Genomic DNA, 26998 nt, shown 5'->3' on the forward strand with positions numbered 1-26998 from the left:
ATGATAAACGTCGACTTACAACAACTGGTGCAGGCACTCGATGCCGAGACTAAGCGCGACCTGGAAATCGCAGCTGAGCGTTGCGTGGTGCGTGGCGGCAACAAGGTACTTGTGGAAGATATGCTGCTGGGCCTGCTGGAGCGCCCTGAAAGCCTGCTGCAGCGTGCATTGAGCGATGCCGAAATTGACGCTGGCGAGCTGGCCAAAGCCCTGCAACCGAGCAGCGAACACAGCGCTACGCGCAACCCGGTATTCTCCACCGAGCTGGTGCAGTGGTTGCAAGATGCCTTGCTGGTCGCCAACCTGGAGTTGGGCAGCAGCCAAATTGATCAGGCGGCGCTGATTCTCGCCCTGTTGCGCAATCCCATGCGCTATGCCGGCAGTCATTATCAAAGCATGCTGGCCAAGCTCAACGCCGAGCGGTTGCGTGACTTTGCCCAATCGCAGCAACCCCAGGCCAGCAGCGCAAACAGCTCGGGCAGTGCAGAGTCGAACCTGCAACGCTTCACCCACAACTTCACCCAACAAGCCCGCGACGGCAAGCTTGACCCGGTGTTGTGCCGCGATGAAGCCATCCGGCAGATGATCGACATTCTTGCCCGGCGTCGCAAGAACAATCCCATAGTGGTTGGCGAGGCAGGTGTGGGCAAGACCGCGATTGTCGAAGGCCTGGCCTTGCGCATCTCCACTGATGAAGTACCTGAGGTGCTCAAGGGCGTTGAGCTGTTGTGCCTTGACCTGGGCCTGCTGCAGGCGGGAGCCAGCGTCAAGGGCGAATTCGAGCGGCGCTTGCAAGGGGTGATCGATGAGGTCAAGGCCTCACCCAAACCTATCATCCTGTTCATCGACGAAGCCCACACCTTGATCGGTGCCGGTGGGCAGGCGGGCAGCGGTGATGCAGCGAACCTGCTCAAGCCGGCATTGGCCCGTGGCGAGCTGCGTACCATTGCAGCCACCACCTGGAGCGAGTACAAAAAATACTTCGAAAAAGACCCGGCCCTGGCGCGACGCTTCCAGCCGGTGCAGCTGCACGAACCCACGGTATCGGAAGCCCTGACCAACCTTCGTGGTCTCGCCCCGGTCTACGAAAAAAGCCACGGCATCTACCTGCGCGACGATGCTGTTGTCGCCGCAGCTGAACTTTCCGCGCGTTATCTCGCAGGTCGACAACTGCCGGATAAAGCCGTGGATGTACTGGATACTGCCTGCGCTCGCGTACGTATCAGCCTTGCTGCCGCCCCCGAGGCCCTTGAGCAACTGCGTAACGAAATCGCTGAAGGCGAGCGTCAGGATCAAGCCCAGCAGCGCGATCGCGACTCGGGCCTGAACATCGATGATGTGGCCGCCGAGCAACTTGAGCAGCGCCTGCGTGAGGCCCGCGCCGAGCTTGAGCAACTGGAAACCCGCTGGGCGATACAACGAGACCTCGCCCAGCGCATGATCAGCCTGCGCATGCGCTGCGCGCAGGCTCGTCAACAACTCAATACCCCGGCCACAGTTGCAACCGAGGAGCAGGACGAACACTTCGAGTCGAGCGATCTCGAAGAGCTCGAGGCTCAATTGCGTGCCGCACAAGCCGAGCTCAGCGCGGCGCAAAACCAACAGCGCCTGGTCAGCTATGAAGTCTGTCCGCGCCTGGTGGCTGAGGTTATCAGCCACTGGACGGGCGTACCGCTCAGCCAACTGGCCCGTGAGCACAACAGCAAAGTCATCAGTTTCTCTGCGGACTTGCGCCAGCGACTGCGCGGCCAGGAACAAGCCATCAGCGCCCTGGACCGCGCCATGCGCGCAACTGCTGCCGGCCTCAACCGGCCAGATGCCCCGGTCGGTGTGTTCCTTCTGGTCGGGCCCAGCGGTGTCGGCAAAACCGAGACAGCCTTGGCCTTGGCTGACCTGCTCTATGGCGGCGAGCGTTTCCTGACCACCATCAACATGTCGGAATTCCAGGAAAAGCACAGCATCTCGCGGCTCATTGGCGCCCCACCAGGCTATGTGGGTTATGGCGAAGGCGGCATGCTGACCGAAGCGGTCAGGCAAAAACCCTACTCGGTGGTCTTGCTTGATGAGGTCGAAAAAGCCGACCCGGACATCCTCAATCTGTTCTACCAAATCTTCGACAAAGGTGTGGCAAACGACGGCGAAGGACGTGAGATCAACTTCCGCAATACATTGATCCTGATGACCTCGAACCTGGCCAGCGAGCGCATCGACTCACTGTGCCAAAACGGCCAACGCCCCGAAGCCGAGGACCTCGAACAGGCAATCAGGCCAATACTCAGCCAGCACTTCAAGCCTGCACTGCTGGCGCGCATGCGCGTGGTGCCCTACTACCCGGTGAGCGGCGAGGTCCTGCATGAGCTGACCACCCTGAAACTCGAGCGTTTCGCCGAGCGCCTGCAACGTCGCCAACTGCAGTTCAGCCACTGCCAGGCCCTGGTCGAGAACCTGGCCGCGCGTTGTACCCATAGCGAAAGTGGCGCACGCCTGATCGACCATTTGATCGACCAGCATCTACAGCCGTTGGTGGTTGATCGTCTGCTCGCGGCAATGGCCAACGGTGAAACCTTGAAAAAGGTCCACGCCACCCTTGATGAACACGGAGCTGTGGTTTGTGAGTTCGCTTAACCTGCCATCCATTCTCGGCCAGGTGCCGCAGCCACTGCGCTATGCGGAAGGGCTGCTGCAGCGCTTGGCGAGCCTGGTTCAAGCCAACAACGCCGACAACCTGCTCAATGGGCTGGTTGCAGCGACCGCTGAGTTGACGGGTTCGGCGCTAAGCCAGCTATACCTGCTGGACAGCACCCATACACGCCTGACGCTCACCGCCGAGTGGCTCAATGGCGTCTTGCAACCACGTGCGGCAGACAGCTTGCCAAGTGACTACGACGGCGAACAGCTGCTGCAATATTGCCTGTGCCAAAACCGCGTATTGAGCCTTAACGAACTCGACAACAGCCTGCATCAAACCGAGTTTCTACCGGTTACACAGCAGTCACGGCGCAGCTTGCTGTGCCTGCCCATTGTCGACAAGCAGCAGCATGTCAGCGGTCTTCTACTGTGCGCCAGCTACCAGGCCAAGGACCTGAACGGTTTTGCCGATTCACTGAGGCTACTCGGTAACTTCGGGGTCAACCAATTGCAACTGATGCATCGACTGCAGCCGTCGCAGACCGAGACGCAACAACCAGAAAGCCTGCAACCGGCCTGCGCCAGCGGTTATGGCCTGATCGGTAATAGCCAGGCCATGCGCGATGTCTACCAGTTGATCGGCAAGGTGCTGCACAACCCCGTGAGCGTATTACTCACCGGTGAAACCGGCACGGGCAAAGAGCTGGTCGCCCAGGCAATTCATAATTGCGGCTCACGCCGGAGCCAGAGTTTCGTCGTCCAGAACTGCGCTTCACTGCCCGAGCACCTTCTCGAAAGTGAGCTCTTTGGTTATCGCAAAGGCGCTTTCACCGGCGCTGATCGCGATCACAAAGGGCTGTTTGATGCCGCAGATGGCGGCACCCTGTTTCTTGATGAAATCGGTGACATGCCCCTTAGCCTGCAAGCCAAACTGCTGCGCGTGCTGCAAGAAGGCGAGGTTCGCCCGCTGGGCTGCAACGATACCCATAAAGTGGATGTTCGGATTATTGCCGCCACCCATTTCGACCTGCATGACCAGGTTGAAAAGGGCCTGTTCCGCGAGGACTTGTTCTCTCGCCTGTCGCACTTCCCAATCGAATTACCACCGCTGCGTGAGCGCAATGACGACATTGCGCTGCTTGCCCGGCACTTTGTGGATAACACCTGCGAATTCCTCAAGCGTGAGCCCTGTGCCTGCTCGGACGAGACCCTGGCGTCTATCTCGCAATACAGCTTTCCCGGCAATGTGCGCCAGCTCAAGGGCCTGGTCGAGCGCGCCGTACTGCTTTGTGAAGGCAATGAGTTGTTGCCTGAACACTTCAACCTCAATCGCGAAACCGGCACCGACGCGGCAACCAGCTTGCGCCAGCGCATGGAGCAGGTCGAACGTAACTTTTTGCTCGACAGCCTGCGCAAGGACCGTGGCAACCAGAGCAAGGCGGCTCGCGAAATTGGACTGCCACGAAGAACCCTGCTGTACCGGATGGAGCGCTTGAACATCAACCCTGGCGATGTTTGAGCCGTTTGAAAATAACTCAATCACACCACTTAGAACCGCTGTGCACTGCCAGCAATGACACAAGAGGGACTCGATATGAAGCCGCATGTATGGGCCATAGCACTGCTAGCTGTAGTGCTGACACTTGCTGGTTGCACCGGTAACTACAAGTTTAACGACGATGAATTTCGCCCTCTGGGCGATCCGCAAGCTAACGATCGCGGTAACTGATCTCAGGAGTATTAGCACCATGGAACTGGTATTCGACGTGGTCAGTGCCCAGCAATTTTTGCCAGGGCTTGCAACCAGCAAAACCTTCAAGCAAGCCGGCGGCATTATTGGCCGTGCGGAGACCTGTGACTGGGTGCTTCCCGACCGTAAACGCGTGCTTTCGAGCCGCCATGCCGAGATCAGTTTTCGCGATGGCGGTTTCTACCTGACCGATATCAGCAGCAATGGCATTCAACTCAAGGACAGCGGCGCCAACTTGCGCAAGCATGAGCCCCATCGCATTGAGCACGGCAGCATCTATTGCCTTGGTGAGTTCGAGGTGCGCGCACGCCTGATCCAGGACCCCAGCAAGTTCGAGGCGGACCTGGGCCGGCCGTATGAAACCGGCAGCAGCATCATTCCCGATGACGCTTTTCTCGATCTGGACCCGCTCAGCGCGATGGATCAGCAAGAGCAAAGACAGGGCTATTTGCAAACTGACGAACTGGCAGCCCTCGATGTTCCAGAACTGGCCGATGTGCAGCAGCATGATTACGCGCAGGTCGAGACCGAAAACCTGCTGGTTCCCGAGCTGGTCACACCCCAGGCCGCGCCGACCAGTCAGGCCCAGGCACCGACCCCGCAGCCAATGTCCAACGATTTCTGGCAGCGCTTTTCCGAAGCACTTGGGGTTCCGCTCAACGACCTCGATGAGCCGGCCCGCGAAGCCTTGGCATTGAAGGCTGCCAAGCTGCTCAAGCAAAGCATTGGCAGCTTGCAGCAAAGCCTGCGCACACGCAGTGAGTTGAAAAACGAAATGCGCCTGGCGTTGACCACCGTGCAGAGCGCAGGTAACAACCCGCTAAAACTCAGCACCGACACCAGCGAAGTGATGAATACATTGCTGCGCGGACAAAAGCCGGGGCAACTGCCCGCCGAGCAAGCCATCGGTCGTGGTTTTAGGGACCTGCAGGCACACCAGGTGGCTTGGCTGGCTGCCAGCCGCGCGGCGGTAAAGGGTGTGTTCGAGCAGCTTTCACCCGAGCAATTGATCCTGCGCTTCGAACGCGACGGACGCAAACCGCTGGTGGCCACCTCGGGCAGCCGCTGGCGCGCGTATCGACGCCTGCACAGCAGTCTCGAACAAAACAATGAATGGAACGAGCGCCTGTTTGCCCGCGACTTTTCCACAACCTACGAAGAACAGGTCCGCCTGATCGCCACACTTAACAACGACGTCCAAGGATGATTTCCATGCAACGCTTGATTTCCCTATTCGTCATCGCCGCCCTGTTGTCCCTCGCAGGCTGTTCGGCATTGTCACCTTACTCGAACTACACCAAGTTGGAGCTGAACCTGTCGGGCAGCAGCGGCCTAAACCCCGATATCAGCAACCGTCCTTCGCCAATCGTGGTCAGGCTGATGGAGCTCAAGCACCCGGTTGCCTTCGAGAATGCAGATTTCTTCTCGCTCTATGAACGTCCAAAAGAGGCGCTTTCGCCTGACCTGGTCGCGCTTGAAGAATTGGAGTTACGTCCGGGCGAAAACCGTCAATTGAAGCTGACAGTCAATGAAGGCAGCCGTTATGTGGGGGTTTTTGCAGCCTACCGTGACCTGCCGGAAACCGAGTGGCAATTCATCATCCCGCTGCAAGACAAAGCGCTCAACCAGGTCAACCTGCGCCTTGATGAGCAAGGCATTCATGCGGTGTCCGACGCAGTTGCGGGTAAGGACTGACCATGAGCCAACATAAAGTAGTCTGGCAAGAAGGGATGCTGCTGCGCCCGCAGCATTTTCAACAAAATGACCGCTACTACGACTACCAGCTAAAGACCCGCACGCAAAAGCTCGAGAGCTATGCCTGGGGCTTCTTTGAACTGGAGATCGACCGCCAATTCCTCAATATGGGCAAGTTGGTAGTGAGCAAGGCCAGCGGCGTCCTGCCCGACGGCAGCCTGTTCGACCTTGGCGACGAGCGCGAACCGCTGGTCATCGACGTGCCACCAAGCACGGGCAATACCCCGGTTTACCTCGCGCTGCCGCTGGTCACGGGCAACCACATCGAAAGCCGCCGGCCTGAACAGCAGGATGTACTGTCGCGCTACACCGCCGTGGTCGAAAATGTGGCCGACTCCAATGCCGATGATGCCGCCAGCAGCCAGGTAAGCTGCGCGCGTCCGGACTTTCGCTTGCTGTTGGGCGACCAACAAAGCGATCAGGCATTCGTCAAACTGCAGTTGTGCGTGATTTTTGACAGCACCCCGGCCGGGGTTATCAGCCTCGACACCGAGTTCATGCCGAGCTATGTCAATTTCAAGGCATCCGGTTACCTGCTGTCGTGCCTCAAAGAAGTCATCAGCATGCTCGGCCATCGCGGTGACATCCTCGCTGAGCGGATTCGAGCGTCGGGCAAGGTCGCGGGCGCTGAAGTTGGTGACTTCCTGATGCTGCAGCTGATCAACCGTGCAGAACCGGTGCTGCGCCATTACCTGAACATCGAGCACGTTCACCCTGAACATATCTACCGTGAACTACTGGCCTTGCTCGGCGAATTGGCAACCTACTCCGGCGAAACGAAACGCCCACGGCTGGACAGCTATTACCTGCACAGCGACCAGGCACAAAGCTTCAGCAAGCTGATGGATGCGCTGCGCCAGCTGCTGTCGATGGTGCTCGAGCAGCACGCAATCGAATTGCTTTTGCAACAGCGTCAATACGGCATTCAGGTATCGCCGCTACACGACCACAAGCTGCTTAACAGCTCGTCGTTCGTACTTGCAGCCAGTGCCCAGTGTGACTCCGAAGAACTGCGCCGACGCTTGCCTGCACACCTCAAGGTCGCACCGGTCGAGCGTATCCGCCAACTGGTAAACCTGCATCTGCCAGGCATCAAGGTTAAGCCACTTTCCGTGGCCCCACGGCAGATTCCATTCCACTCCGGCAAAACTTATTTCGCACTGGAATTGACCACCGAAGAACGTGCGCAACTGGAGCGCTCTGGCGGCTTCGCGTTTCACGTTTCCGGCGAGCTGAACGAGCTTGAGCTGAAATTCTGGGCGATCAGGAACTGATTATGAGCAACAAGGATGATAACTACAGCCAGGGTGACCAGACCGTCATTCTGAGCCGAGATGGCGGCGCTCCCGCACAAAGTCCGCTGACCGACTTTGCCACTGCGCCCAAATTCGAACAGCTTGAGGAGCGGATGATCTACGCCGCCCGCCTGCGCCCTTCGGAAAGCTTCAACATCAGCCTCAATCCGCTGGTGGCTGCTGCCTCGCCACTGCTTTCCGAAGTGGTCAGGCTCAAGCACAGCTACGAACACGAAGACCTTTCGAGCCTGCATCAACGCCTGAGCAGCGCCATCCGCCTGTTTGAGCACACATCACTCAACGAAGGTGCTGACAACAGCCAGGTCATGGCCGCGCGCTATGTGCTGTGCACTGTGGTCGACGAAGCGGTGGTTACAACGGCATGGGGCAATGAAAGCCAATGGTCGAAAATGAGCCTGCTGAGCAGCTTCCATAACGAGACCTTCGGCGGCGAGAAGTTCTTCATGCTGCTTGAGCGGCTCGCCCGCAACCCGGTCAAACACTTGCCGATGCTGGAGCTGATGTACCTGTGCCTGTCCCTCGGTTTTGAAGGCAAGTACCGCGTGCTACCGCGCGGCATGCTTGAGCTCGAAGCGGTGCGCGATAGCCTTTACCGGCAAATTCGTCAATTGCGCGGCGACATCCCACGGGACATTTCACCCCATTGGGAAGGCTTGAAGGATGCTCGCAATCGCCTGGTACGCATTGTCCCGTGGTGGATGGTCGCGCTTTTCACCCTGATATGCCTGGGTGTCATGTACAGCGGTTTCGCTTGGGTATTGAGCGAACAACGTGACACCACGCTTGAGCCATTTCAGCAAAATCTACCGACCTCAGCTGCGGTCATGGATGATCCTAAATGAAGAGTTTTTTCGAAAAATTAGCCGTATTCCTGCGTAAAACATGGGTCTGGAGCCTGCTGCTGGTTCTGTTCATTGCCCTTATTGTCTGGTTCGTAGGCCCATTGTTTGCGGTCAACGACTACAAGTTCTGGGCATCCGCCACCAGCCGCCTGCTGACCATCAGCCTGCTGTTCCTGATCTGGGGCCTGACGATGGTATTCGTCAGTTGGCGAGCCTCTGCGCAAAAGAAAGCCGACGAGAACGACGAACAAGCTCAAGAGCGCTTGCGCCGCGAAGGCCAGATCAGCGACGAGCAACATGAATTGCGCCGCCGTTTCAAAGATGCATTGCGCACCCTCAAGCGCTCGAGCATGTACAAGGGCCGTAGCGAACGCTGGCGCAATGACCTGCCGTGGTACCTGGTCATAGGCCCGCAAGGCAGCGGCAAAACCAGCCTGCTGGATTTCTCCGGCCTGGAGTTCCCACTCAACCGTGGCGACGCCTCGCGCATGACCAAGAATGTATCCGGGACCCGTTATGCGGACTGGTACTTTGCCGAACATGCCGTGCTGATCGATACCGCCGGACGCTACCTGACTCAACCTGAGCCACAAGTCGACGGCAGCGCCTGGACCACCCTGCTCGACTTGCTGCGCAAGCGACGCGCTCGGCCGCTCAATGGGGTTCTGATCAATATCGGGCTGGACGACCTGCAGGGCAAATCCGAGCAAGCCCTGGAAACACTGGCACGCCAGACCCGTCAACGCCTGCAGGAAATCCACCAGCGCCTGGGCGCGGATGTACCGGTTTACCTGGCCGTGAGCAAAGCCGATAAAATTCTCGGCTTCGACGAGTTCTTCGACCAGCTCTCCCGCGAGGAAAGCGACCAGGTGCTCGGCGCCAGCTTCCGCAAGGGGCAAAATAGCAGCGACACCCCAGTTGTGCGCCGCGAATTCGAGGCCCTGCTGACCCGCCTTAACAGCCAAGTCATTTTGCGCATGCACCAAGAGCGCGATACTTTGCGCCGGGGCCGTATTCTCGACTTCCCACACCAGCTTGGTCAGGTCGGCGAGCGCCTGTGCCTTTTCATCGAACTGGCCTTCAGCGGCAACCGCTACCAACGCGCCAGCCGCCTGCGTGGATTCTATTTCACCAGTGCGCCGGAGCTCGATAGCCAACTGGACGGCACGACCGCCAGCATTGGCGATAACCTTGGCTTGATCAACAGCGCCCTGCCGACCTTCCGCAAAGGCCGCACACGCTTTATCAACCAGTTGTTGAGCCGGGTTATCTTTCCCGAGTCAGATCTTGCGGGGCTGGATAAGCGCGAAATCCGCCGGATCGACTGGGGCCATCGGATCATGTACGGCTGCGCTATTGCGTGTCTGGCCATTTTCGGTTTCCTTTGGGCCAATGGTTTCTCGTCCAACTACGGACGCCTGGAGCAAGTACGCAGCGTTGCCCAGGATCTCGACCAGCAACGTGCTGAAATCACACCCCAGGACGACGCGCTGCGCATCCTGGGAGCACTTGATAACAGCTACGCGGCAACCCGGGTATTCCCGCCGATTGATGATGTGTCCTACTTCCAGCGCACCGGCTTGTACCAGGGCGAGGAGGTAGGCCGGGTGGTGCAGAGCGCCTATCGAGCCGAACTCGAAGAGCTCCTGCTGCCCCGTGTGGCACGCCAGCTTGAAGCGCAAATCCGCGCCAACATGAACGACCGCGAGCGGCTGCTCAACAGCTTGCGCGCCTACCTCATGCTCAACCTGGAATCACGCCGTGATCCGGCGTATCTGCAAGACTGGATGGCCGCGGACTGGTCCGTAAGCTACTCAGGCAACAGCAGCGCGCAAAAGCGACTTAATGATCACTTCGCACGCTTGCTCAGTGGCCCGTTCAAGCCCTACTCGCTAAACAGCAAACTGGTTGCGCAAGCACGCCAGATGCTGCGCAGTGAATCCCTGGCAAACGTGGTGTACCGCATGCTTCGCGACCAGGCGCGCAGCCTTCCGGAGTATCGTTTAAGCCAGAATCTTGGCCCGCAAGCGCCACTGTTTATCGGCAGCGATTACACCATTCCCGGCTTCTACACCCAGACGGGCTATCAGAAGATGTTCGTTGCTCAAGGCACCGACCTGGTACGCAACATCTTGCAGGACAACTGGGTCCTGGGCGACGACAAGTCCGATACGCTGAGCAGCAAGGACTTGAGCCGCTTGCTGGTCGAAATGGAACAGCTGTACTTCCGCGACTATGCCAACTACTGGAGCGAGGCACTGGCGAAGATTTCCATACAGCCCATCACCGGCACCACGCAGGGCTCGCAAGAACTGGCCGCACTCACCGCAGCCAACTCACCCCTGGTCAAGCTGCTGGTCGAAGTTCGCGACAACACCCGCTTTGCCGGCCTTGGCGAAGTCGCAGACGGTGTTGCCGCCGCAGGCAAAGTCAAAGGTGTAAACGGTAAGCTTGGTAAAGCCGCGCGCCTGGCTGCCGCCGCTGCAGAGCAAGCCAAGACATCCTTGGCCGACAGCTTGCCGGCCACTGCGCGCAAAACCCTCGAGCGCCAATTCGAGCCACTGCATCGCCTGCTCGATAAGGAAGGCGGCCCCGGCCCTGAACTGGCAGCGACCCAGCAAGCGTTGAGCGAGCTGCAGATCCAACTCAACAGCCTGGCCAATGCCAGCGCTCCGGAGCAATCGGCGTTTGAGCAGGCCAAAGGCCGCATGGGCGGACGTTCGAATGCGATCGACCAGGTGACAGCTGCCGCGGCACGCTTGCCAATGCCCGTCCAGGGCTGGATCCAACCCTTGGCGATCGGCAGTTGGACGCTGACCCTGAATGAGGCCTACGGCTATCTCAACAAGCGCTACAAGAACGAACTGTACGGTGCTTATCGCAACTCACTGCGCAACCGCTATCCGTTTAGCGCTGACAGTGACAGCGACGTCGCAATTGCCGACTTCCGGGAGTTCTTCAAGGCCGGTGGTATTGCCCAGGACTTCTTCGACAGCTACCTCAAACCCTTTGTTCGCGGCAGCGCCGGCAAGTATCAACTGCGTCGAGTCGATGACCAAGGCATGCCGATTTCAGCATCCTTCCTGCGTCAAATGGGCAATGCCCAAACCATTCGCCGCAGCTTTTTTGCCGAGAATCCGAACGAGCCTCAGGTGCTGTTTACCCTGGAGCCTTACTCACTGGACTCAAGCCTGGCACGAGCCGACTTCCGCTTTGGCGATGAAAACCTCGAGTATCGCCACGGACCAATAGTGCAAACCTCGTTCAGCTGGCCAGCCCAGGCTAACGAAGGTCGCACCAGCCTGGTGCTTGAAGAACTTGATGGTCGCCGTGTTGGGATTGAGAAGAACAACGGGCCCTGGTCACTGTTTCGCCTGCTTGACCTGATGAGTGTCGACTACCACAGCGGCCGCGACGTCTTGTTGCCTAAAGCTGACCTGGGTGGCTTACGCGCAAACTATTTGCTACACAGCCAGCGCTCGCCAAACCCTTTCGACATCAACATGTTGCGCAGTTTCAGACTGCCGGCTGCGCTCTAATGCAGGGCGCAACAAGCCGCTGGCGAAGCGTGGCGCGGACCGAGACAGGTAAAGTGCGAGCACGCAATGAGGACGCGTTCCTGGCCATGCCGGAACGTGGCCTGTGGGTGGTCGCCGACGGTATGGGCGGTCATCAGAACGGGGCTCTGGCCAGCCGACTGATTGTCGAGCAACTGGCCGAGCTACCCCATGAGTGCGCGCTGGAGGAGCGTCTCAAGCATGTACGCAAATGCCTGCATGAATTGAACCGACGGCTCGGCCAGGAGCTGACCGTCACCGCAGCACGCCCCGACGCCATAATCGGCAGCACAGTGGTTGCGCTGCTGATTGATGGCGAACGGGCGGCTTGTGTCTGGGCTGGCGACAGTCGCTGCTATTTGTGGTGCGGCAGTCGGCTCTACCAACTGACGCGTGATCACTCCCTCGCCCAACAGTTGATCGACGAGAAAAAAATCACTACCGAGCAGGCCAGGTTCCATCCCGGCTCACATGCCCTGACCCGTGCCATTGGCGCCTATGAAGACCTGCAACTGGAAACAATCGAGCTGGACGTGTTTCCCAATGATGCGTTTTTGCTCTGCAGTGACGGTTTTTACCAAAGCCTGAGCGCCGACTCGATCAGCGCCCAGCTCAACCTGTCATCACCGCACCTGGCCATTTCCCGGATGTTCGACCAGGTGCTTGATGGTCCCGCCCGCGACAACCTCAGCGCCGTACTGGTGCGCCAATGAGGACGCTCGATGACTAGCCAGAATGCCGCCGACCAGCCAGTGGCGCTCAATGACGAGCCCAACGACCTGACTTACTTTGCCTTCGCTGAAAATGCCGCCAGATCGGCGCCGCCACAAGCCCCAGAAGGGTTAAGCGAGATGGCGGAGATATTGGGCAGTCGCTACAAGCTTGAGCGCCTGCTGGGTGTGGGCGGCATGGGCGTGGTCTATCGCGCGCGGGATCTGCTGCGTGAGCAATTTGGCGACCCCGATCCCTACATTGCACTCAAAACCGTAAGCGATGACTTCGCTGAATACCCCGACGCCAATGCGCTGTTGTTTAGTGAGTTTGCCCTCACTTCCCGGCTGCAACACGCAAATGTGGTGCGTGTATTCAACTTTGATGTAGACATATCGAGCAAGCGGGCCTTCATCACCCTTGAGCTGCTGAAAGGCCCGACTCTGGATCAGTTGCTCTGCGACAAGCCCCACGGTTTACCCTGGGATGAGTTGCGCAGCATTGCCATTCCACTGATCGAGGCCCTGCACTACTCGCATCAGAAAGGCGTGCTTCATGGCGATATAAAACCGAGCAACGTACTGCTCGCCGATGATGGCTTGCGCTTGTTCGACTACGGTCTCGGGCAGCCGATGGAAGGCCTGCTAACAGGTCTGCCGCGCCTGTCGCGCACCCGCTTCAATGCCTGGACGCCGCGCTATGCCGCCCTGGAATTGATCAACGGCGAGTCGCTCACCCCGGCAGCCGATATCTACGCCCTGGCCTGTGTACTGCTTGAGTTGAGCAACGGCAAGCATCCGTTCCAACGCCTCAGTGCACGCCAGGCAATGAACATAAAGCTTGATCAACAACTGCAACGCCCCGACAAGATCCCTCAACTTTGCTGGGATGCGCTGCTCAAGGCGATAGCCTTCGAACCGCAACACCGCAGCCAGTGCTGCACCGAACTACTGCATGCGTTCCAAAGGCCCGAGCCTGCAAGACGAACGGGATGGCTTAATCATTTCTCGTCAAAAGGTACCCAAGGATGATTACTGCACAAGGAAACCGATATGTTCAATCCGGCCAATGAGACCCATTTCAGCCTGAACATCAAAGACCAGCCGCACGATTTGCAGGTACTCAACTTTACGGGTGTTGAACGCATCAGCCAGCCATACCTGTTTCAAGTCGAGGTGGTCAGCGAGCAGCCCGATATCGACCTTGAAAGCCTGCTTGGCAAGGCTGTATTTCTAGCATTTACCCCACAAGGCGCGGGCATTCACGGCATCATCCAAAGCTTTGCCCAGCGCGAGTCGGGCAAGCGTCTGACCCGTTACCAGTTGAATATCGCGCCCCAGCTCAGCTATCTGGCACGGCGCACCAACCAGCGTATTTTCCAGGCGCTGAACGTGCCGCAAATCATCAGTACCGTGCTGGAAGAGCATGGCATTCTCAGCAATAGCTACCAATTCCAGCTGGGCCCGACTGTCTATCCGCCCCGCGACTATTGTGTGCAGTACGATGAGACCGACCTGCATTTCATTCAGCGCCTGTGCGAAGAGGAAGGTATCCATTACCACTTCCAGCACAGCCCTGATGCCCACATGCTGGTGTTCGGGGACGACCAGAGCGTGTTCCCCAAGCTGGGCCAGCCGACCGTCTATCTACCCGGCAGCGGCATGGTTGCCAATGAGCCGGCAATCCGCCGCTTTGCCATGCGCCAGCACACCCGCAGCAGCCGTGTTACCCAGCGCGACTACAACTTTGAAACACCGCGCCTGCTTCTAGAGGCGGCCTACAAGCAGCCCCAGGAGCAAGACGCCAAAGCGCTGCCGGACTTGGAGGACTACAGCTACCCTGGCCACTTCAGCGAGCGCGAACGCGGCAAGCACCTGAGCCAACGCGCGCTTGAGCGCCATCGCAGCGACTATCGCCTGGCAGAGGGCAAGAGTGACCAACCGGCATTGATCAGCGGTCATTTCCTGGAGATTTCAGATCACCCGCGCAGCGAGTGGAATGACTTATGGTTGATTCATCAGGTTCACCATGAAGGCAAACAGCCGCAAGTGCTCGAAGAGTCCATGACCCATGACACTGGCGACACGGATGACTTCCAGCAGGGTTATCGCAACAGCTTTGTCGCAACCCCCTGGGACATTCCCTACCGCCCTACGCTGCTGCATCCCAAGCCGCAGGTGCTGGGCAGCCAGACCGCCGTGGTCACCGGCCCGGCGGGCGAAGAGATTCACTGCGACCAATACGGCCGCATCAAGGTGCAGTTCCACTGGGACCGCGAAGGCAGCGGCGACGACAAATCCAGTTGCTGGCTGCGGGTCGCCTCAAACTGGGCAGGCGATCTATATGGCGGCATCGCCATCCCTCGTGTCGGCATGGAAGTGGTGGTGACTTTTCTTGAGGCAGACCCCGACCAACCCCTGGTCACCGGCTGCCTGTACCACGCAGAAAACAATGTGCCTTATGCCCTGCCCGCCAACAAAACCCGCAGCACCTTTAAAACCCTCAGTTCACCGGGCGGCGCCGGTTACAACGAAGTGCGCCTGGAAGACAAAAAGGGCGAGGAACAAAAATTTATCCACGCCCAGCGCGACCTCGCTGAAAACATCGAACACGAACAGAAAATCCACATCGGCAACGAACGCCACGACACAGTCGAAGCCAACAGCTTTAGTGAGTTCAAGGCCGAAGAACACATCACCGTTACCAGCGACCGCAAAGTCGAAACCAAAGCCAACGACCACCTGAGCATCGGCGTCAGCCAACACACCCAACTCGGCACCGCCCAACTAACCAAAGCCGGACGCGAAATCCACCTCAAGGCCGGGCAGAAAATGGTCATCGAAGCGGGCGTTGAACTCACCCTGCAAGCAGGCGGCAGCTTTATCAAGCTCGACCCAAGCGGCATCAGCATGGTCGGCCCAATCATCCGCTACAACGCCGGTGGCGCCCCGGGTAAGGGGACGGGGATTGCCGCATTATTACCCGCAATCCCATTGCCGGCAGATATGGATAAGGCGGGAGAGCTTTTAAAGAACGCCACTCCTGGCACGCTACAACCTCGCGACCAGATTGAGCCGCGCGATTATGTATTCAATATTGAGTTGCGCGATGTACCAGGTGAAGACGGTTTCCCATTAGCGTTTACTCCTTGGCGTATTCTGCAAACAGGAAAAGAGCAAGCATTGTTGCAAGGTCAAACCAATGAGCAAGGGCAAATAGTGCTCGACTCAGACCAACAAACCACCCTGTCCAAAGCCTATGCAAGTGCCTCGCAAAGCCTTTTTCTCGCCTATCCAGGCCAGCAAGTCAGTTTGCGTTTGTTCCTTGAGCAGCCTCAGTGGGACAGCGAACACCATGCCCTTAGCGCGCTGGACTTCAATGACTGCGTGTCACCAAACCGAGGCACGCCATCGTTACTTGATCACGAACGCAGTAAGCAGGACACCGCCTGTACGACTGATTTCTACACCCACCTTCAATCCAAAGGCTAATCAATCATGGCGACCAATCCTGCTTACAATGGCGTTCGAGCAAAAGAGCTTAGCCAAATTAATACCCAAGACGGCAAGGCGCTCATCGCGTATTCCGCACCGGACTATTTCCTCAAAGGGCAAGGACTTTTTGCCCCGAAGCGCACGGGCAATGAGGTTAAATTTTTTACCACGGGCGAGGACTATTTCAAAAACCTCGCAAGCGCAATTGACCAAGCCACTCAATCAATTTTCATTACCGGCTGGCAGGTCAACTATGACGTACTACTTGATGGCAAACGCAGCCTTTGGCAGTGCCTTTATCAAGCGCTAACACGTTCAACTTCGCTGAAAGTCTATGTAATGCCTTGGCTGAGTCCCAATTCGGCGATGGGCACTTATGATTTTGAAACAATGCTGACCATTTTCCAGCTAAATGCTGGATTGGCAGGCGGACCAAGAGCTTTTTGCACACCGGCTATCCAGCAAAGCGACATGAAAGGTTTGGGCGTTGCCTTTTCCCATCACCAAAAATCAGTGGTGATCGACAACAAGATTGGCTACGTTGGCGGTATTGATCTTGCGTACGGTCGCAGAGACGACAACAACTTTAGCCTCGACGCCAGCACCCGCAAAGGCAACGATGCTTACAACCCAGGGCTACCCAAACTGGGGTGGATGAGGCTTCAAGATCACGTCAGTGCAGACGGCTTGATGCTGGCGACGCTATTTGACCTGTCCAAGCCCACTGCCATTGTACTGAACAGCGCCAATTATCCTTTAGACTTTATAAAAAGTCCTGCGCTGAGTTGGATCCAATATATTGGCCGAGCACTCGAAAGTGCGAGCCAGGGTATTGATCAAGTTACAGATTCAATTGCGCAAGCAAAACGCGAGCTTCTGGAAAAAACCTGCAAAGCGGTTGCTCAACTGATCCGCGATAACCTAGAGACACAAGCGCTAGACCAGTCCTTCAAGGCGCGATTGGTAAGCTGGCTTGATGAACTGCAACTTGCAGGCAACAACATGACCGAGTCATTACGAATTAAAAGCACTGTGCTCATCAACGAATGGATGAGCACTACAGAGCTAGGCCATGTGGTGAAAATCATCAGCAAGGGCACCTTTGAGGATCTGCCTGGGGATGTCATGAGCAACGTCAATGAACTGGCCAGTTCGGTGCTTTGGTCTATATATGGAATGTTGCAGAACCAGGCATGGGGAAATAAGCAGCCGTATTATTATCTCAATTACAATGCTCAGCCATTGGCCTCCCCAAACAATACAACCTTGGATGCAGACCAGCCACGCATGCCCTGGCAAGATGTACACAGCCGAATTGAAGGGCCATCAGTCTACGACCTTTCCCGCAACTTTATTGATCGCTGGAATGGCCAACAAGCTTACATTGCCGACACGCCACCCATCCAGAACACGGAAGTTGTCAACAAGGCATTAAAGGCAATCATGGTCTGGCTAAACCGCCTTATTAAAGGCGTAAACCTCGAACACTACCTTAACGCTGATGATTTACAGAATATTAAATTTAGCAAGCCTGAGCCTGTGTACATCAAAGCCCAAGATCAACTGCCACAACCACCGGTAGCCAAACCTGCTGGCGTAAGTGTGCAGGTACTGCGCAGTGCATCAGCACGTATGACTCAGCAAGAACAACATGGTCGCAGTATAGCCGGGGTTAACTTGCCCTTGCCGCCCGGTATTGATACTGGCGGCATGCAAGCCAACTGCAAAAGCGCCATGGAGCAAGCCATCTCCAGCGCTCAACAGTTTATCTATATTGAAAACCAGTTCTTTCAAAGCGCCTATGGAACGGAACAAGAACTCTTTCCAGGTATAAAACTATCTGGTCCGATGGCAAGCCTGCGTGACCCAATGACTTTGCCGCAAAATTTAGTCGCGCGTGTGCGGCTGCGCGAAGCCCTAGAAGCCGAGGATATCTGGCAGCTAAACTGGCAAGAAATTAGCTCTATAGCCCAAGACCCAAGCGCAGAAGCAAAGCAGTTTTTAACTGACATGTGGGCAATATTCAATAGCAATGCCACGGGCTGGGTAACCCAAAAACTGGGCGAGCAGCAAAGTGGATTGCTTAATGACATAGGTCAGTCCCTTGTCAATCGTATCGGGCGCGCCATTGATGAAGAGCTTCCTTTTCACGTTTATCTGGTGTTACCCGTTCACCCGGAAGGTACACTGAACACCCTAAATATCATGCACCAAGTCAGCCTGACCATGCAGAGCCTGGTATTTGGTGAGCACAGCCTAGTCAAAGGTATTCAGCGGCGCATGGCGCTACATGAACAAATGCAGCGAGGTCGCACAAAAGCCGAAGCGCTTGAAGGTATTGAGGTCAAAAACACAAAGGACCGCCCCGTTTATGAGCAACAAGATCGGAGCCAATACCTGACCCTGCTCAACTTACGCAACTGGGATACATTGAACGGCCGGGTCGTCACCGAGCAAATCTATATTCACAGTAAATTATTGATAGCAGACGACCGAGTTGCCATTCTGGGCAGCGCCAATATTAACGATCGCAGCCTACAAGGTAATCGCGATTCAGAGTTGGCCGTAATAGTGCGCGACAGCGCCCCGGGTCAAGCCAAACTAGACGGTAAAAATGCAGTGCCCGTCAGTAAGGCGGTTCAACAATTGCGAATTGATCTCTGGAAAAAACATTTTGGACCAAGCCTCACCAAGAAATGTTCTATTAAGCCTGCCGATGAATTAAAAAAATATTTAGAGCAGCCGGCAGTAGAAGACACATGGCGAGCTATTCAAGCGCGCTCAAGCAAAAATACTGCTATTTATAACCAATCATTTACGTTTATTCCACAAAATACTAGCCAGCTTCAACCACTTGTATCACCGTTAATGAAGGGCTATGAAAATGGTTTCCCTACACCCGTTTGGCCGACTTGGATTTACAAATCACCGGATGGTAGAGGCGAGTTATACGAGCCTATGCCTTATGAAGAAGCTTTTTGGCGCTCAACCTCCCTTACACCGGTCAAAAACTTCTCTCCTCCAATTGGTGTACAAGGCTTTATTTGCGCGCTGCCCACCAACTGGACACGCGGCGAGAACAACGACTCAGGTATCAACCTGACGGTGCTTGCAAAAAACCAGAAACAGCAAGGGCTTGAGCATGACGCCTCGCTTGCAATGACAACCAATAGCAAGAATGACAAAGGCCAACGCACATGAATAAGTTACTTTTGAGCCTAGGCTTGTGCTGGTTGCTGCCAATTCATCTGGTACAAGCAGACACGGTTCGTCAAGAATGTATAGGCCGATTAACCTTTGATGTACCAGAAGATATGCAATGGGCAACGTTCCATGCAGATTATGTTGCAAGAATAACCGATGGCGGTGGGCACATCTTTTCTCAACATGTTTTTGGCGATCGAGAAAATGCTAGCTATGACTATGATGATGCAGTTATTTATGTAAGTGATATCGTTGAGCGATCAAAGCTTGATGGTGCTGCCAGATATGCAAAGGGAACTCGCAGCCTATACCAAAAAAGTTTGATCAAAGAATTAGCGAGAAAAAAAGAAATACTTCTAGAATTAAAAAACATGAAAAGCACTGAAGGCATCAAAGATTCTATTAAAGGCTGGGAGGAAAGCATTGCTAAAACAGAACACGATATCCCCCTCGCCCATGCCTATGAGCACGACCTCGGCATCCCGGACGCCTACTTTCTTGGCAGTGAGGACACCGTCTATGATGTCTTACTCTGGCGTAAGAATCGTATTTATTATTTCTCGCTTAAAGGCAACGATAAAAATAAATCACAGCGTATTAAAGACCTTATCGCACGCTTTCAACCACGCGATTTGTATGAAGTGCCAAAAGGCCCGGGCTTTTGCTTCCCATATGGTTTTATCCACGATGATGGAAAAACCAAGTACAGCATCAAGAACAGCCTGCGCTTTACCCGTGAACCCAACGTGATATTCACCATTCTCAATGCTTCTGCTGGTGACCCGTACATGAAGGCCACCTCCGGCACCTACAACACCGATTACAACCCCGGCTACGACAGAGAAAACTGGCAGAAAACATCGTTTATTGAGTCGCTGTACTTCGACAGGCGACTGGTGGGTATGGACGGCTGGCGACTTGATCCAAAGCCGGGCTCGGCAGAGAAGGAACGTGCATGGTTTGGCCTAGCCCATATCGGCGGCCTGACTAAACCCCTGATCGCGATACAAGCCAAGACCTTTAAGCAAGGCACCGACGATTTAACAGGCCTGACACCACCGCCTGAAGTACTTATGCCCAGCCTGAAAGCCCTGACCAAAAGCATGAAGTTGACCTTGGGCGAGTAATCCGCTGGGGCTGTAACGGCTATTGCAGCCATTGTTCAGCGCCCCTGATCCAGCGCCGAGCGTTCGTTCATTGACCGCTCGGCGTTGTGACTGGTGGGCTAGAAGCGCCAGGTAGCGCCGCCGCCAAGAACATGAATCGCCGCTTTCTTGTATTCGCCGGAGATGGTTTGACCATTTCTCTTGCTCTGCTCGACGCTCAGGTCATCCATCCATATCAGGGTGTAGTTGAGGTTGAATGACATGCTTTCATCGATCTTGTAGTTGAGGCCAGTTGCAAAGCGCCAGGCAGCGCCGACTGGGACATCGACAGTGCGATCATCATCGTCGACAGATGAGGTGTCGTAACCAACACCCATATTGATACGCAGCTTGTTGGTCATTTGATTTTGCGCGCCAACCGAAAGGTGCCAGGTATCTTTGTATTTACGGTTTATCTGGCGTGATACGGATGATCCATCAGGATTACCGTCAACCTCGACACCGATCTTGCCGAACTCGCTCCAATCTTGCCAGCCTGCACTGCCTAGCACTGTCCAATGATCATTTAGTTGGTGCGAGATGCTCGCCAAGGCATATTGCGGAATGGTTATGTCGGCGTTTAATTGATCCGCATTGATCCGGCCCAGGGCAACATTGAGCAGTGGGTTGCTGATGTCATCAAAATCCGGCTGGTCATCAAACTTGAACTTGACCTTGCTGACGTAGGACAGGCCCAAGCGAGTGCGATCGCTCAAGTCGTACATAAGCCCTGCCGTAACCCCCATTCCCCAGTCCGTGTCCTGGTATTTAAGCTGGCCATCTTTCGCATTACCGATGCCAAGGGGGTTATTGTTAACCGCTACCTCCGTGAGGAACCGGCCAAATACAAACCGCGGCCCAAAACCAACAGAAAGATCATCGGTGAGTTTGTAGGAGAGCGTAGGCTGGAACGCAATGCCAATAATCGATGACTTCTGGGTGAAATAGCGCCCTGCCCAGTCATCGTCATAATTAACCGCTAGACCAAAGTTGCCCACCATGCCGATGCCGATCGTGGCGCGATCATTTATCTGGTGACTGGCAAAAACACTGCCTCCGGGAAAATACTTCAGGGCATTACCGCCCTCGTTACCGTCGAAGGAATTATCGTCATCACGCGAAAAATTGATGTGGCCCAACATCAACTGGCCGTTCGCATTGACCTGAGTGCCTTTCAAGGCGGTCAGGCCTGCCGGGTTGTTCATCAGGATACTGGGATCCGTAACCAGTACTGCCGCGCCCGCATTGGCTAACCCTGCGCCTTCTTGGCCGACCTCATAGACAAAGTTTCCTCCTGCCGATACGTTTCCTGCAACGCCTAAAAGCAAAATAGACGATAAAACTTTGCGCAACATGGCCAGATATCCTTGTATGTTTATAACCACTTAAGAACCCTCTGAAAAACTACTGCGCTCGATATTACTGCGTTAAAAAACGGCTCACAGCCTTTAGGCTGAACGCACTTCAGTGCGGCCCCGAAGGGGTGAGCAAAGCGAATCAAATGCTCATTTACAGCACGTAAAGTCGAGCGCGACCCCGGTCACTTTTTCGCAGTTTTTGACTCGCTGCGCTCGCCCTGCGGGCCAGCCTTCGGCTGTTACTCCCGCTGGTCGTTGCGCCTTGTACTCTCGTCGCTCGCTACCTTTTTCAGAGGATCCTTAACCATTTGATTTAATCCACTTGCGGAATTTAACGCTGCTCAACTGACCGTGGAGCCTTGGATCGACCTGAGTATTCCAGCCAGCCAGAATCCGCTGACTACGTGCATTTTAGGGTAAAACATAGTCAAAAAAGCCGAGTTTACTAGTCTGGAGCGTATAAAATTTACACATACCGCTATCCACAACTAAATACTGGTTGATCACCAATCAAGGGATGACGGCCCCGCACCTTAACTCCGCTACAATCCGTGTTTTGAGCAACCGTCCCTTTCTCTGCACATGCAAAATATCCTTGTTATCGGCTATGTCTGGCCAGAACCACGTTCATCCGCCGCGGGCAGCCGGATGATGGAGCTGCTGGAGTTGTTTCGCGCACAGGGTTGGCATGTGACCTTCGCCAGTGCCGCCGCGCTGTCCGAGCACCGCGCGAACTTATCGGCGCTGGGCATTGCTGAGGTACAAATTGCGCTTAACTGCGACAGCTTTGACCAATGGCTGGCTGAGTTGCAGCCCGACATGGTGCTGTTCGACCGCTTCTTCACTGAGGAGCAGTTCGCCTGGCGAGTCGAGCGTGCTTGCCCTGAAGCCATGAGAGTTCTGGACACATGCGACTTGCACAGTTTGCGTGAAGCCCGTCATCACCTGCTAAAAGTTGCGCAGCAGGCCTGCTCTAACGAAGCCGATAAACAGAGCGTGGACGCAGTTACGGCAGGTGCTGACCAACTGTTTGAGGTCATGGCCAATTCAGATACGGCCAAGCGTGAAGTCGCCGCAATCTTTCGCAGTGACCTGAGCCTGATGATCTCTGGATTCGAGATGCAATTACTGCAGCAGGCGTTCTCGGTACCGGCAACACTGCTGCACGACTGCGCCCTGATGTTGATTCCCAGCGCGAGCAAGCCTGCGCCTTTTGCCGAGCGTGCACACTTCATCAGCATTGGCAATTTCCGCCATGCGCCCAACTGGGATTCTGTGCTGTGGCTTAAACACGCACTGTGGCCGCTGGTACGTCAGCGCCTGCCGCACGCGCAGTTGCATGTATATGGCGCTTATCCCCCGCCCAAAGCCACTGCGCTGGACAACCCCAAGCAAGGGTTTCATGTGTTGGGCTGGGCGGAGGATGCACATCAAGTCATGGGCCAGGCGCGTATCTGCCTGGCGCCACTGCGCTTTGGCGCGGGCATCAAAGGCAAGCTCGCGGATGCAATGGCATGCGGCACACCGAGTATTACCACCGTTATCGGCAGGGAAGGGGTGCACGGCGACTTACCTTGGGGCGGGGCTGTTGTGGATTGCGCGGCAAAATTTGTCGATGCCGCCGTGGCGCTTTATGAAGATGAAAACCGCTGGCTTCAGGCCCAGGAACAAGGCACTGCGATCTTACAGCAGCGCTTTGACCGTCAGCGCCTGGGCAGCGAATTGATTAACCGGCTTGCTCAGCTAAGCGAAAATCTGGACAGCCATCGGCGTGACAACTTCATCGGTGGCATGCTTCGCCATCACACGCTCAAGAGCACGCAATACATGTCGCAATGGATTGCGGCGAAAAATCAAAGCGCAAATTAACTTATCCACAGGCCAATAAGCCGCGCACCGGATTAGAGGTCTGCTTCTTCCACGAGTCTCACTTCGCTGGCATCCAGCGCGTAGGCTGCATCGGCCAGATCGTTGCTGACGCTCTCAACCTTGATCTCACCGCTAACCCACAGCGGCGCATAGATATCCTCCAGCGCTATACCTTTTGCATAGCGCACCAGCACCAGTTGGTTCGGCGGAGGCGGCGGCACATGAATGCAGGCACCTGGGTATGGCACCAGGAAGAACAGGGTGCTGCGTCCCTGGGCATCGCTTTCGAGCGGCACGGGATAGCCACCCAGCCGAATCTGCTTGCCGTTGAACGCCGCGACGGTTTTAGCCGAGTACATCACGGCGGGAAGCTTTGCATCCTTCTGCTTGAGACCACCCGATTGATAGAAGCTACTATCGCCTTCAGGGCTGTCATGAGTGATTTCCGGCATGTCTGCCAAGGCTTGCTGATCCTCGGCAGGCATCAGCTCAAGCCAGTCGGTTTCGGGTAACTCGGCAAAGGCCAGTCTGCTGACCAGCAACAGCGGCAGTAATAAAAAACGGGACATCGACAAACTCTCGGGCAGGGTGCTGGCTTGCAGTCTCTTAGAGCTGGCAGGCACATGCAAGTGCGCACTGTTGCAGCACCACAAATAAAGAAGCCGTCATAAGACGGCTTCTTGCAGAGCAGCCAAGCGTGGATCAGTTCTTTTTGATCATGGCGTAGATAAACAGCAGAATCACCGCACCGACGATTGCGCCGATAAAACCAGCGCCCTGGCCAGCCTGATAAATACCCAATGCCTGGCCACCGTAGGTAGCTGCCAGCGACCCACCAATACCCAGCAGGATGGTCATGATCCAACCCATGCTGTCATCGCCTGGCTTAAGGAAGCGTGCAATCAGACCTACAATCAGGCCGATAAAAATAGTGCCGATAATTCCCATGGCTTGTTCTCCATTTCAAGTGATTGCGCCTCGGGTTCAAGCAGTGGGTATCATCAGGGGACGATACTGGCGCTCAAACCACAGTCTAGAACAACTATGGCGCTCAGCCATCTGACGGCCAATCCCAATGGAGGTTCCCCTGGCGCTGCGTTGCACAGCGCCAGGTCAAATCATCAGGCGTCGATCAGGGCCTGCACGGCTGCCACTTGCAGGTCCAGCGTGGCACGGTCCTTACTGCGCACTGTGGCATGGCCAACCTTACGCCCTGCCTTGAAGGCTTTGCCGTAGTGATGCAGGTGGCAGTCGGCGATGGCGATGACTTTATCCACAGGCGGCACTTCGCCAATGAAGTTGAGCATGGCGCTTTCGCCGACCTTGGCGGTCGAACCCAGTGGCAAGCCCGCGATGGCGCGCAGATGGTTTTCAAACTGGCTGCATTCGGCGCCTTCGATCGTCCAGTGGCCGGAGTTATTCACACGCGGCGCGATCTCGTTGGCCTTGAGGCCACCGTCTACTTCGAAGAACTCAAAGGCCAGCACACCGACATAGCCGAGCTTGTCCAGTACGCGGCTGGCGTAATCTTCAGCCAGCGCCTGCAACGGGTGATCGGTGCTGGCGATCGACAAGCCGAGGATGCCGCTGTTTTGCGTGTTTTGCACCAACGGATAAAACCGGGGAACCGCCGCCCGGGCAACGCACAGCCACCAGCGAAACTTCGCCAGTGAAGGGCACAAAACCTTCGAGCAAACATGGCACGCTGCCAAGCTCGGCAAAGGCGCCCGCGACATCTTCGGCGCTGCGCAACACCTTTTGCCCCTTGCCGTCGTAACCCAGGGTGCGGGTTTTCACCACGGCAGGCAGGCCGATGCTGGCGACTGCGGCATCAAGATCGGCCTGCGATTGAATGTCGGCAAAATCCGGCGTTGGGATGCCAAGATCCTTGAACATCGACTTCTCAAACCAACGATCGCGGGCGATGCGCAAGGCCTCTGCCCCCGGATAAACCGGCACGAACTGCGACAGGAAGGCAACGGTTTCAGCCGGGACGCTTTCAAACTCAAAGGTCACCAGATCAACTTCATCAGCCAACTGGCGCAAATGGTCCTGATCACCGTAATCGGCGCGAATATGCTCACCCAATGCCTGTGCACAGGCGTCTGGCGCCGGGTCGAGAAATGCGAAGTTCATGCCCAGCGGAGTTCCCGCCAGGGCCAACATGCGACCCAACTGGCCGCCACCGATTACACCGATTTTCATAACACAGCCCTTTTAGATCGACTCAAGCTTGGCGCGGGTCTGGATTGTCCAAAACAGTTTCAGTCTGCTCGGTACGGAATTTCTTCAGCGCCTCGTGAAACTGCGGGTGTTGATGGCCCAGAATGCTCGCCGCCAGCAATGCGGCGTTGACCGCACCCGCCTTGCCAATCGCCAGGGTAGCAACCGGCACGCCAGCAGGCATCTGTACGATGGACAACAGCGAATCAACACCTGAAAGCATCGACGACTGCACAGGGACGCCCAGTACCGGAAGGTGCGTTTTGGCCGCGCACATGCCCGGTAGATGTGCAGCGCCGCCGGCGCCAGCAATAATCACCTGGATCCCTCGAGACTCCGCCTGCTCGGCATACTGGAAGAGCAAGTCCGGGGTACGGTGAGCGGAAACAACCTTCACCTCGTAACCGATACCCAGCTTGTCCAGCATCTCGGTGGTGTGGCTAAGGGTGCTCCAGTCGGACTTGGAGCCCATGATCACGCCTACCAGTGCGCTCATCGTTGTGCCTCTATATTGGGCGCCGGTTGGCGCGTCAAAAACTAACAAGCCACGCGGTTTAACCAGCGTGGCTTGTTTGCGATATATGGCCGGGTGCCGCCGGCCGAAGGCCGCGCAGTATACCGCAAAGACATGGACAGTGAGCAATGCTGGCGACCGTTTGTCCAGAGCTCAGGACCATACCTGCAGAGTTGCTACATTTTGCTCTATGTCAAGTTCACCCGCCTAGGTTAGCGCACACTACAGACTCACACGACCATGGGAAAAATATCATGTCACAAACCATGAGAGCCGCCGTCGTTCATAGCTTTGGCGCCCCCCTGCGTATTGAAGAAGTAAAAGTCCCCTTGCCAGGCCCGGGGCAGATTCTGGTCAAGATTGAAGCCAGCGGCGTCTGCCACACCGATTTGCACGCTGCCGAAGGTGATTGGCCAGTCAAGCCCAGCCTGCCGTTTATCCCCGGCCATGAAGGCGTTGGTTATGTCGCAGCGGTCGGTAGTGGCGTCACCCGGGTCAAGGAAGGCGACCGTGTCGGCGTGCCTTGGCTCTATACCGCCTGCGGCTGTTGCGAACACTGCCTGACGGGCTGGGAAACCCTGTGCGAAGGCCAACAAAACACCGGCTACTCGGTCAACGGTGGCTATGCCGAA

18 protein-coding genes and 2 pseudogenes are annotated in these 26998 nt (G+C 56.2%); 15 read left to right on the top strand and 5 right to left on the bottom strand.

The genetic code is table 11. The features are described from left to right. The 13 genes from tssH to PSES9_RS0113645 all read left to right on the top strand — a co-directional run bounded on the left by tssH (position 1) and on the right by PSES9_RS0113645 (position 20384). Positions 1–2625 (top strand): type VI secretion system ATPase TssH, encoded by a 2625-nt coding sequence (tssH, locus tag PSES9_RS0113580; RefSeq protein ID WP_010487724.1) that lies wholly within the window; start codon positions 1–3, stop codon positions 2623–2625. Positions 2626–2635: 10 nt separating this feature from the next. Beyond that, complete coding sequence (locus PSES9_RS0113585; protein WP_036988249.1) at positions 2636–4147, top strand: sigma-54 interaction domain-containing protein; 1512 nt, start codon at positions 2636–2638, stop codon at positions 4145–4147. A 75-nt stretch (positions 4148–4222) separates the two neighbouring features. Next, a complete protein-coding gene (locus tag PSES9_RS0113590) occupies positions 4223–4357 on the top strand; it encodes a hypothetical protein (RefSeq protein ID WP_010487726.1) in 135 nt (44 codons plus the stop codon). A 19-nt stretch (positions 4358–4376) separates the two neighbouring features. Continuing rightward, positions 4377–5585 carry a type VI secretion system-associated FHA domain protein TagH gene (gene tagH / locus PSES9_RS0113595; RefSeq protein ID WP_010487727.1) on the top strand — a complete coding sequence of 403 codons (1209 nt, stop codon included), beginning with the start codon at positions 4377–4379 and terminating at the stop codon, positions 5583–5585. A 5-nt stretch (positions 5586–5590) separates the two neighbouring features. Then, positions 5591–6073, top strand: coding sequence for a type VI secretion system lipoprotein TssJ (gene tssJ, locus PSES9_RS0113600; protein ID WP_010487728.1), 483 nt, complete (start codon positions 5591–5593; stop codon positions 6071–6073). Between the two features lie 2 nt (positions 6074–6075). Next, positions 6076–7407, top strand: coding sequence for a type VI secretion system baseplate subunit TssK (tssK, locus tag PSES9_RS0113605; protein WP_010487729.1), 1332 nt, complete (start codon positions 6076–6078; stop codon positions 7405–7407). Between the two features lie 2 nt (positions 7408–7409). After that, positions 7410–8291 (top strand): type IVB secretion system protein IcmH/DotU, encoded by an 882-nt coding sequence (gene icmH / locus PSES9_RS0113610; protein WP_010487730.1) that lies wholly within the window; start codon positions 7410–7412, stop codon positions 8289–8291. Further along, positions 8288–11830 (top strand): type VI secretion system membrane subunit TssM, encoded by a 3543-nt coding sequence (tssM, locus tag PSES9_RS0113615; RefSeq protein ID WP_010487731.1) that lies wholly within the window; start codon positions 8288–8290, stop codon positions 11828–11830. The genes icmH and tssM overlap by 4 nt, the downstream gene beginning before the upstream one ends. Continuing rightward, positions 11830–12561, top strand: coding sequence for a PP2C family protein-serine/threonine phosphatase (locus PSES9_RS0113620; protein ID WP_010487732.1), 732 nt, complete (start codon positions 11830–11832; stop codon positions 12559–12561). Before tssM ends, PSES9_RS0113620 begins: the two co-directional genes overlap by 1 nt. A 9-nt stretch (positions 12562–12570) precedes the next feature. Beyond that, positions 12571–13590: a serine/threonine-protein kinase gene (locus PSES9_RS0113625; protein WP_010487733.1), complete on the top strand. Its 1020-nt coding sequence runs from the start codon at positions 12571–12573 to the stop codon at positions 13588–13590. A 21-nt stretch (positions 13591–13611) separates the two neighbouring features. Beyond that, positions 13612–16050: a type VI secretion system Vgr family protein gene (locus tag PSES9_RS0113630; protein WP_010487734.1), complete on the top strand. Its 2439-nt coding sequence runs from the start codon at positions 13612–13614 to the stop codon at positions 16048–16050. A 6-nt stretch (positions 16051–16056) separates the two neighbouring features. Further along, positions 16057–19254: a phospholipase D-like domain-containing protein gene (locus PSES9_RS0113635; RefSeq protein ID WP_010487735.1), complete on the top strand. Its 3198-nt coding sequence runs from the start codon at positions 16057–16059 to the stop codon at positions 19252–19254. Then, positions 19251–20384 carry a T6SS immunity protein Tli4 family protein gene (locus tag PSES9_RS0113645; protein ID WP_238530393.1) on the top strand — a complete coding sequence of 378 codons (1134 nt, stop codon included), beginning with the start codon at positions 19251–19253 and terminating at the stop codon, positions 20382–20384. The genes PSES9_RS0113635 and PSES9_RS0113645 overlap by 4 nt, the downstream gene beginning before the upstream one ends. A gap of 98 nt (positions 20385–20482) precedes the next feature. On the opposite strand, the gene PSES9_RS0113650 is transcribed toward PSES9_RS0113645, so the two are convergent. Further along, entirely contained in the window at positions 20483–21757 is a 1275-nt protein-coding gene (locus tag PSES9_RS0113650; RefSeq protein WP_010487737.1) for an OmpP1/FadL family transporter, read from the bottom strand. A 585-nt stretch (positions 21758–22342) separates the two neighbouring features. On the opposite strand from PSES9_RS0113650, the gene PSES9_RS0113655 reads away from it, so the two are divergent. Next, positions 22343–23629, top strand: a complete 1287-nt coding sequence (locus PSES9_RS0113655; protein WP_010487738.1) for a glycosyltransferase — start codon at positions 22343–22345, stop codon at positions 23627–23629. Between the two features lie 32 nt (positions 23630–23661). On the opposite strand, the gene PSES9_RS0113660 is transcribed toward PSES9_RS0113655, so the two are convergent. The 4 genes and pseudogenes from PSES9_RS0113660 to purE form a co-directional block, all read right to left on the bottom strand. Further along, on the bottom strand, positions 23662–24198 hold the full coding sequence (locus PSES9_RS0113660) for a DUF3299 domain-containing protein (RefSeq protein ID WP_010487739.1): 537 nt from the start codon (positions 24196–24198) through the stop codon (positions 23662–23664). 133 nt (positions 24199–24331) lie between these two features. After that, positions 24332–24577, bottom strand: coding sequence for a GlsB/YeaQ/YmgE family stress response membrane protein (locus PSES9_RS0113665; RefSeq protein WP_010487740.1), 246 nt, complete (start codon positions 24575–24577; stop codon positions 24332–24334). Between the two features lie 173 nt (positions 24578–24750). Beyond that, positions 24751–25834: pseudogene (locus PSES9_RS25535) on the bottom strand (5-(carboxyamino)imidazole ribonucleotide synthase). A 22-nt stretch (positions 25835–25856) separates the two neighbouring features. After that, a complete protein-coding gene (gene purE / locus PSES9_RS0113675) occupies positions 25857–26348 on the bottom strand; it encodes a 5-(carboxyamino)imidazole ribonucleotide mutase (RefSeq protein ID WP_010487741.1) in 492 nt (163 codons plus the stop codon). A 272-nt stretch (positions 26349–26620) separates the two neighbouring features. Between purE and PSES9_RS23585 the strand changes: the two are divergent. Further along, positions 26621–26998 (top strand): annotated as a pseudogene (locus PSES9_RS23585) (alcohol dehydrogenase catalytic domain-containing protein); the annotation flags it as partial.

Source organism: Pseudomonas sp. S9, assembly GCF_000222125.1.
Taxonomy (GTDB): domain Bacteria; phylum Pseudomonadota; class Gammaproteobacteria; order Pseudomonadales; family Pseudomonadaceae; genus Aquipseudomonas; species Aquipseudomonas segetis.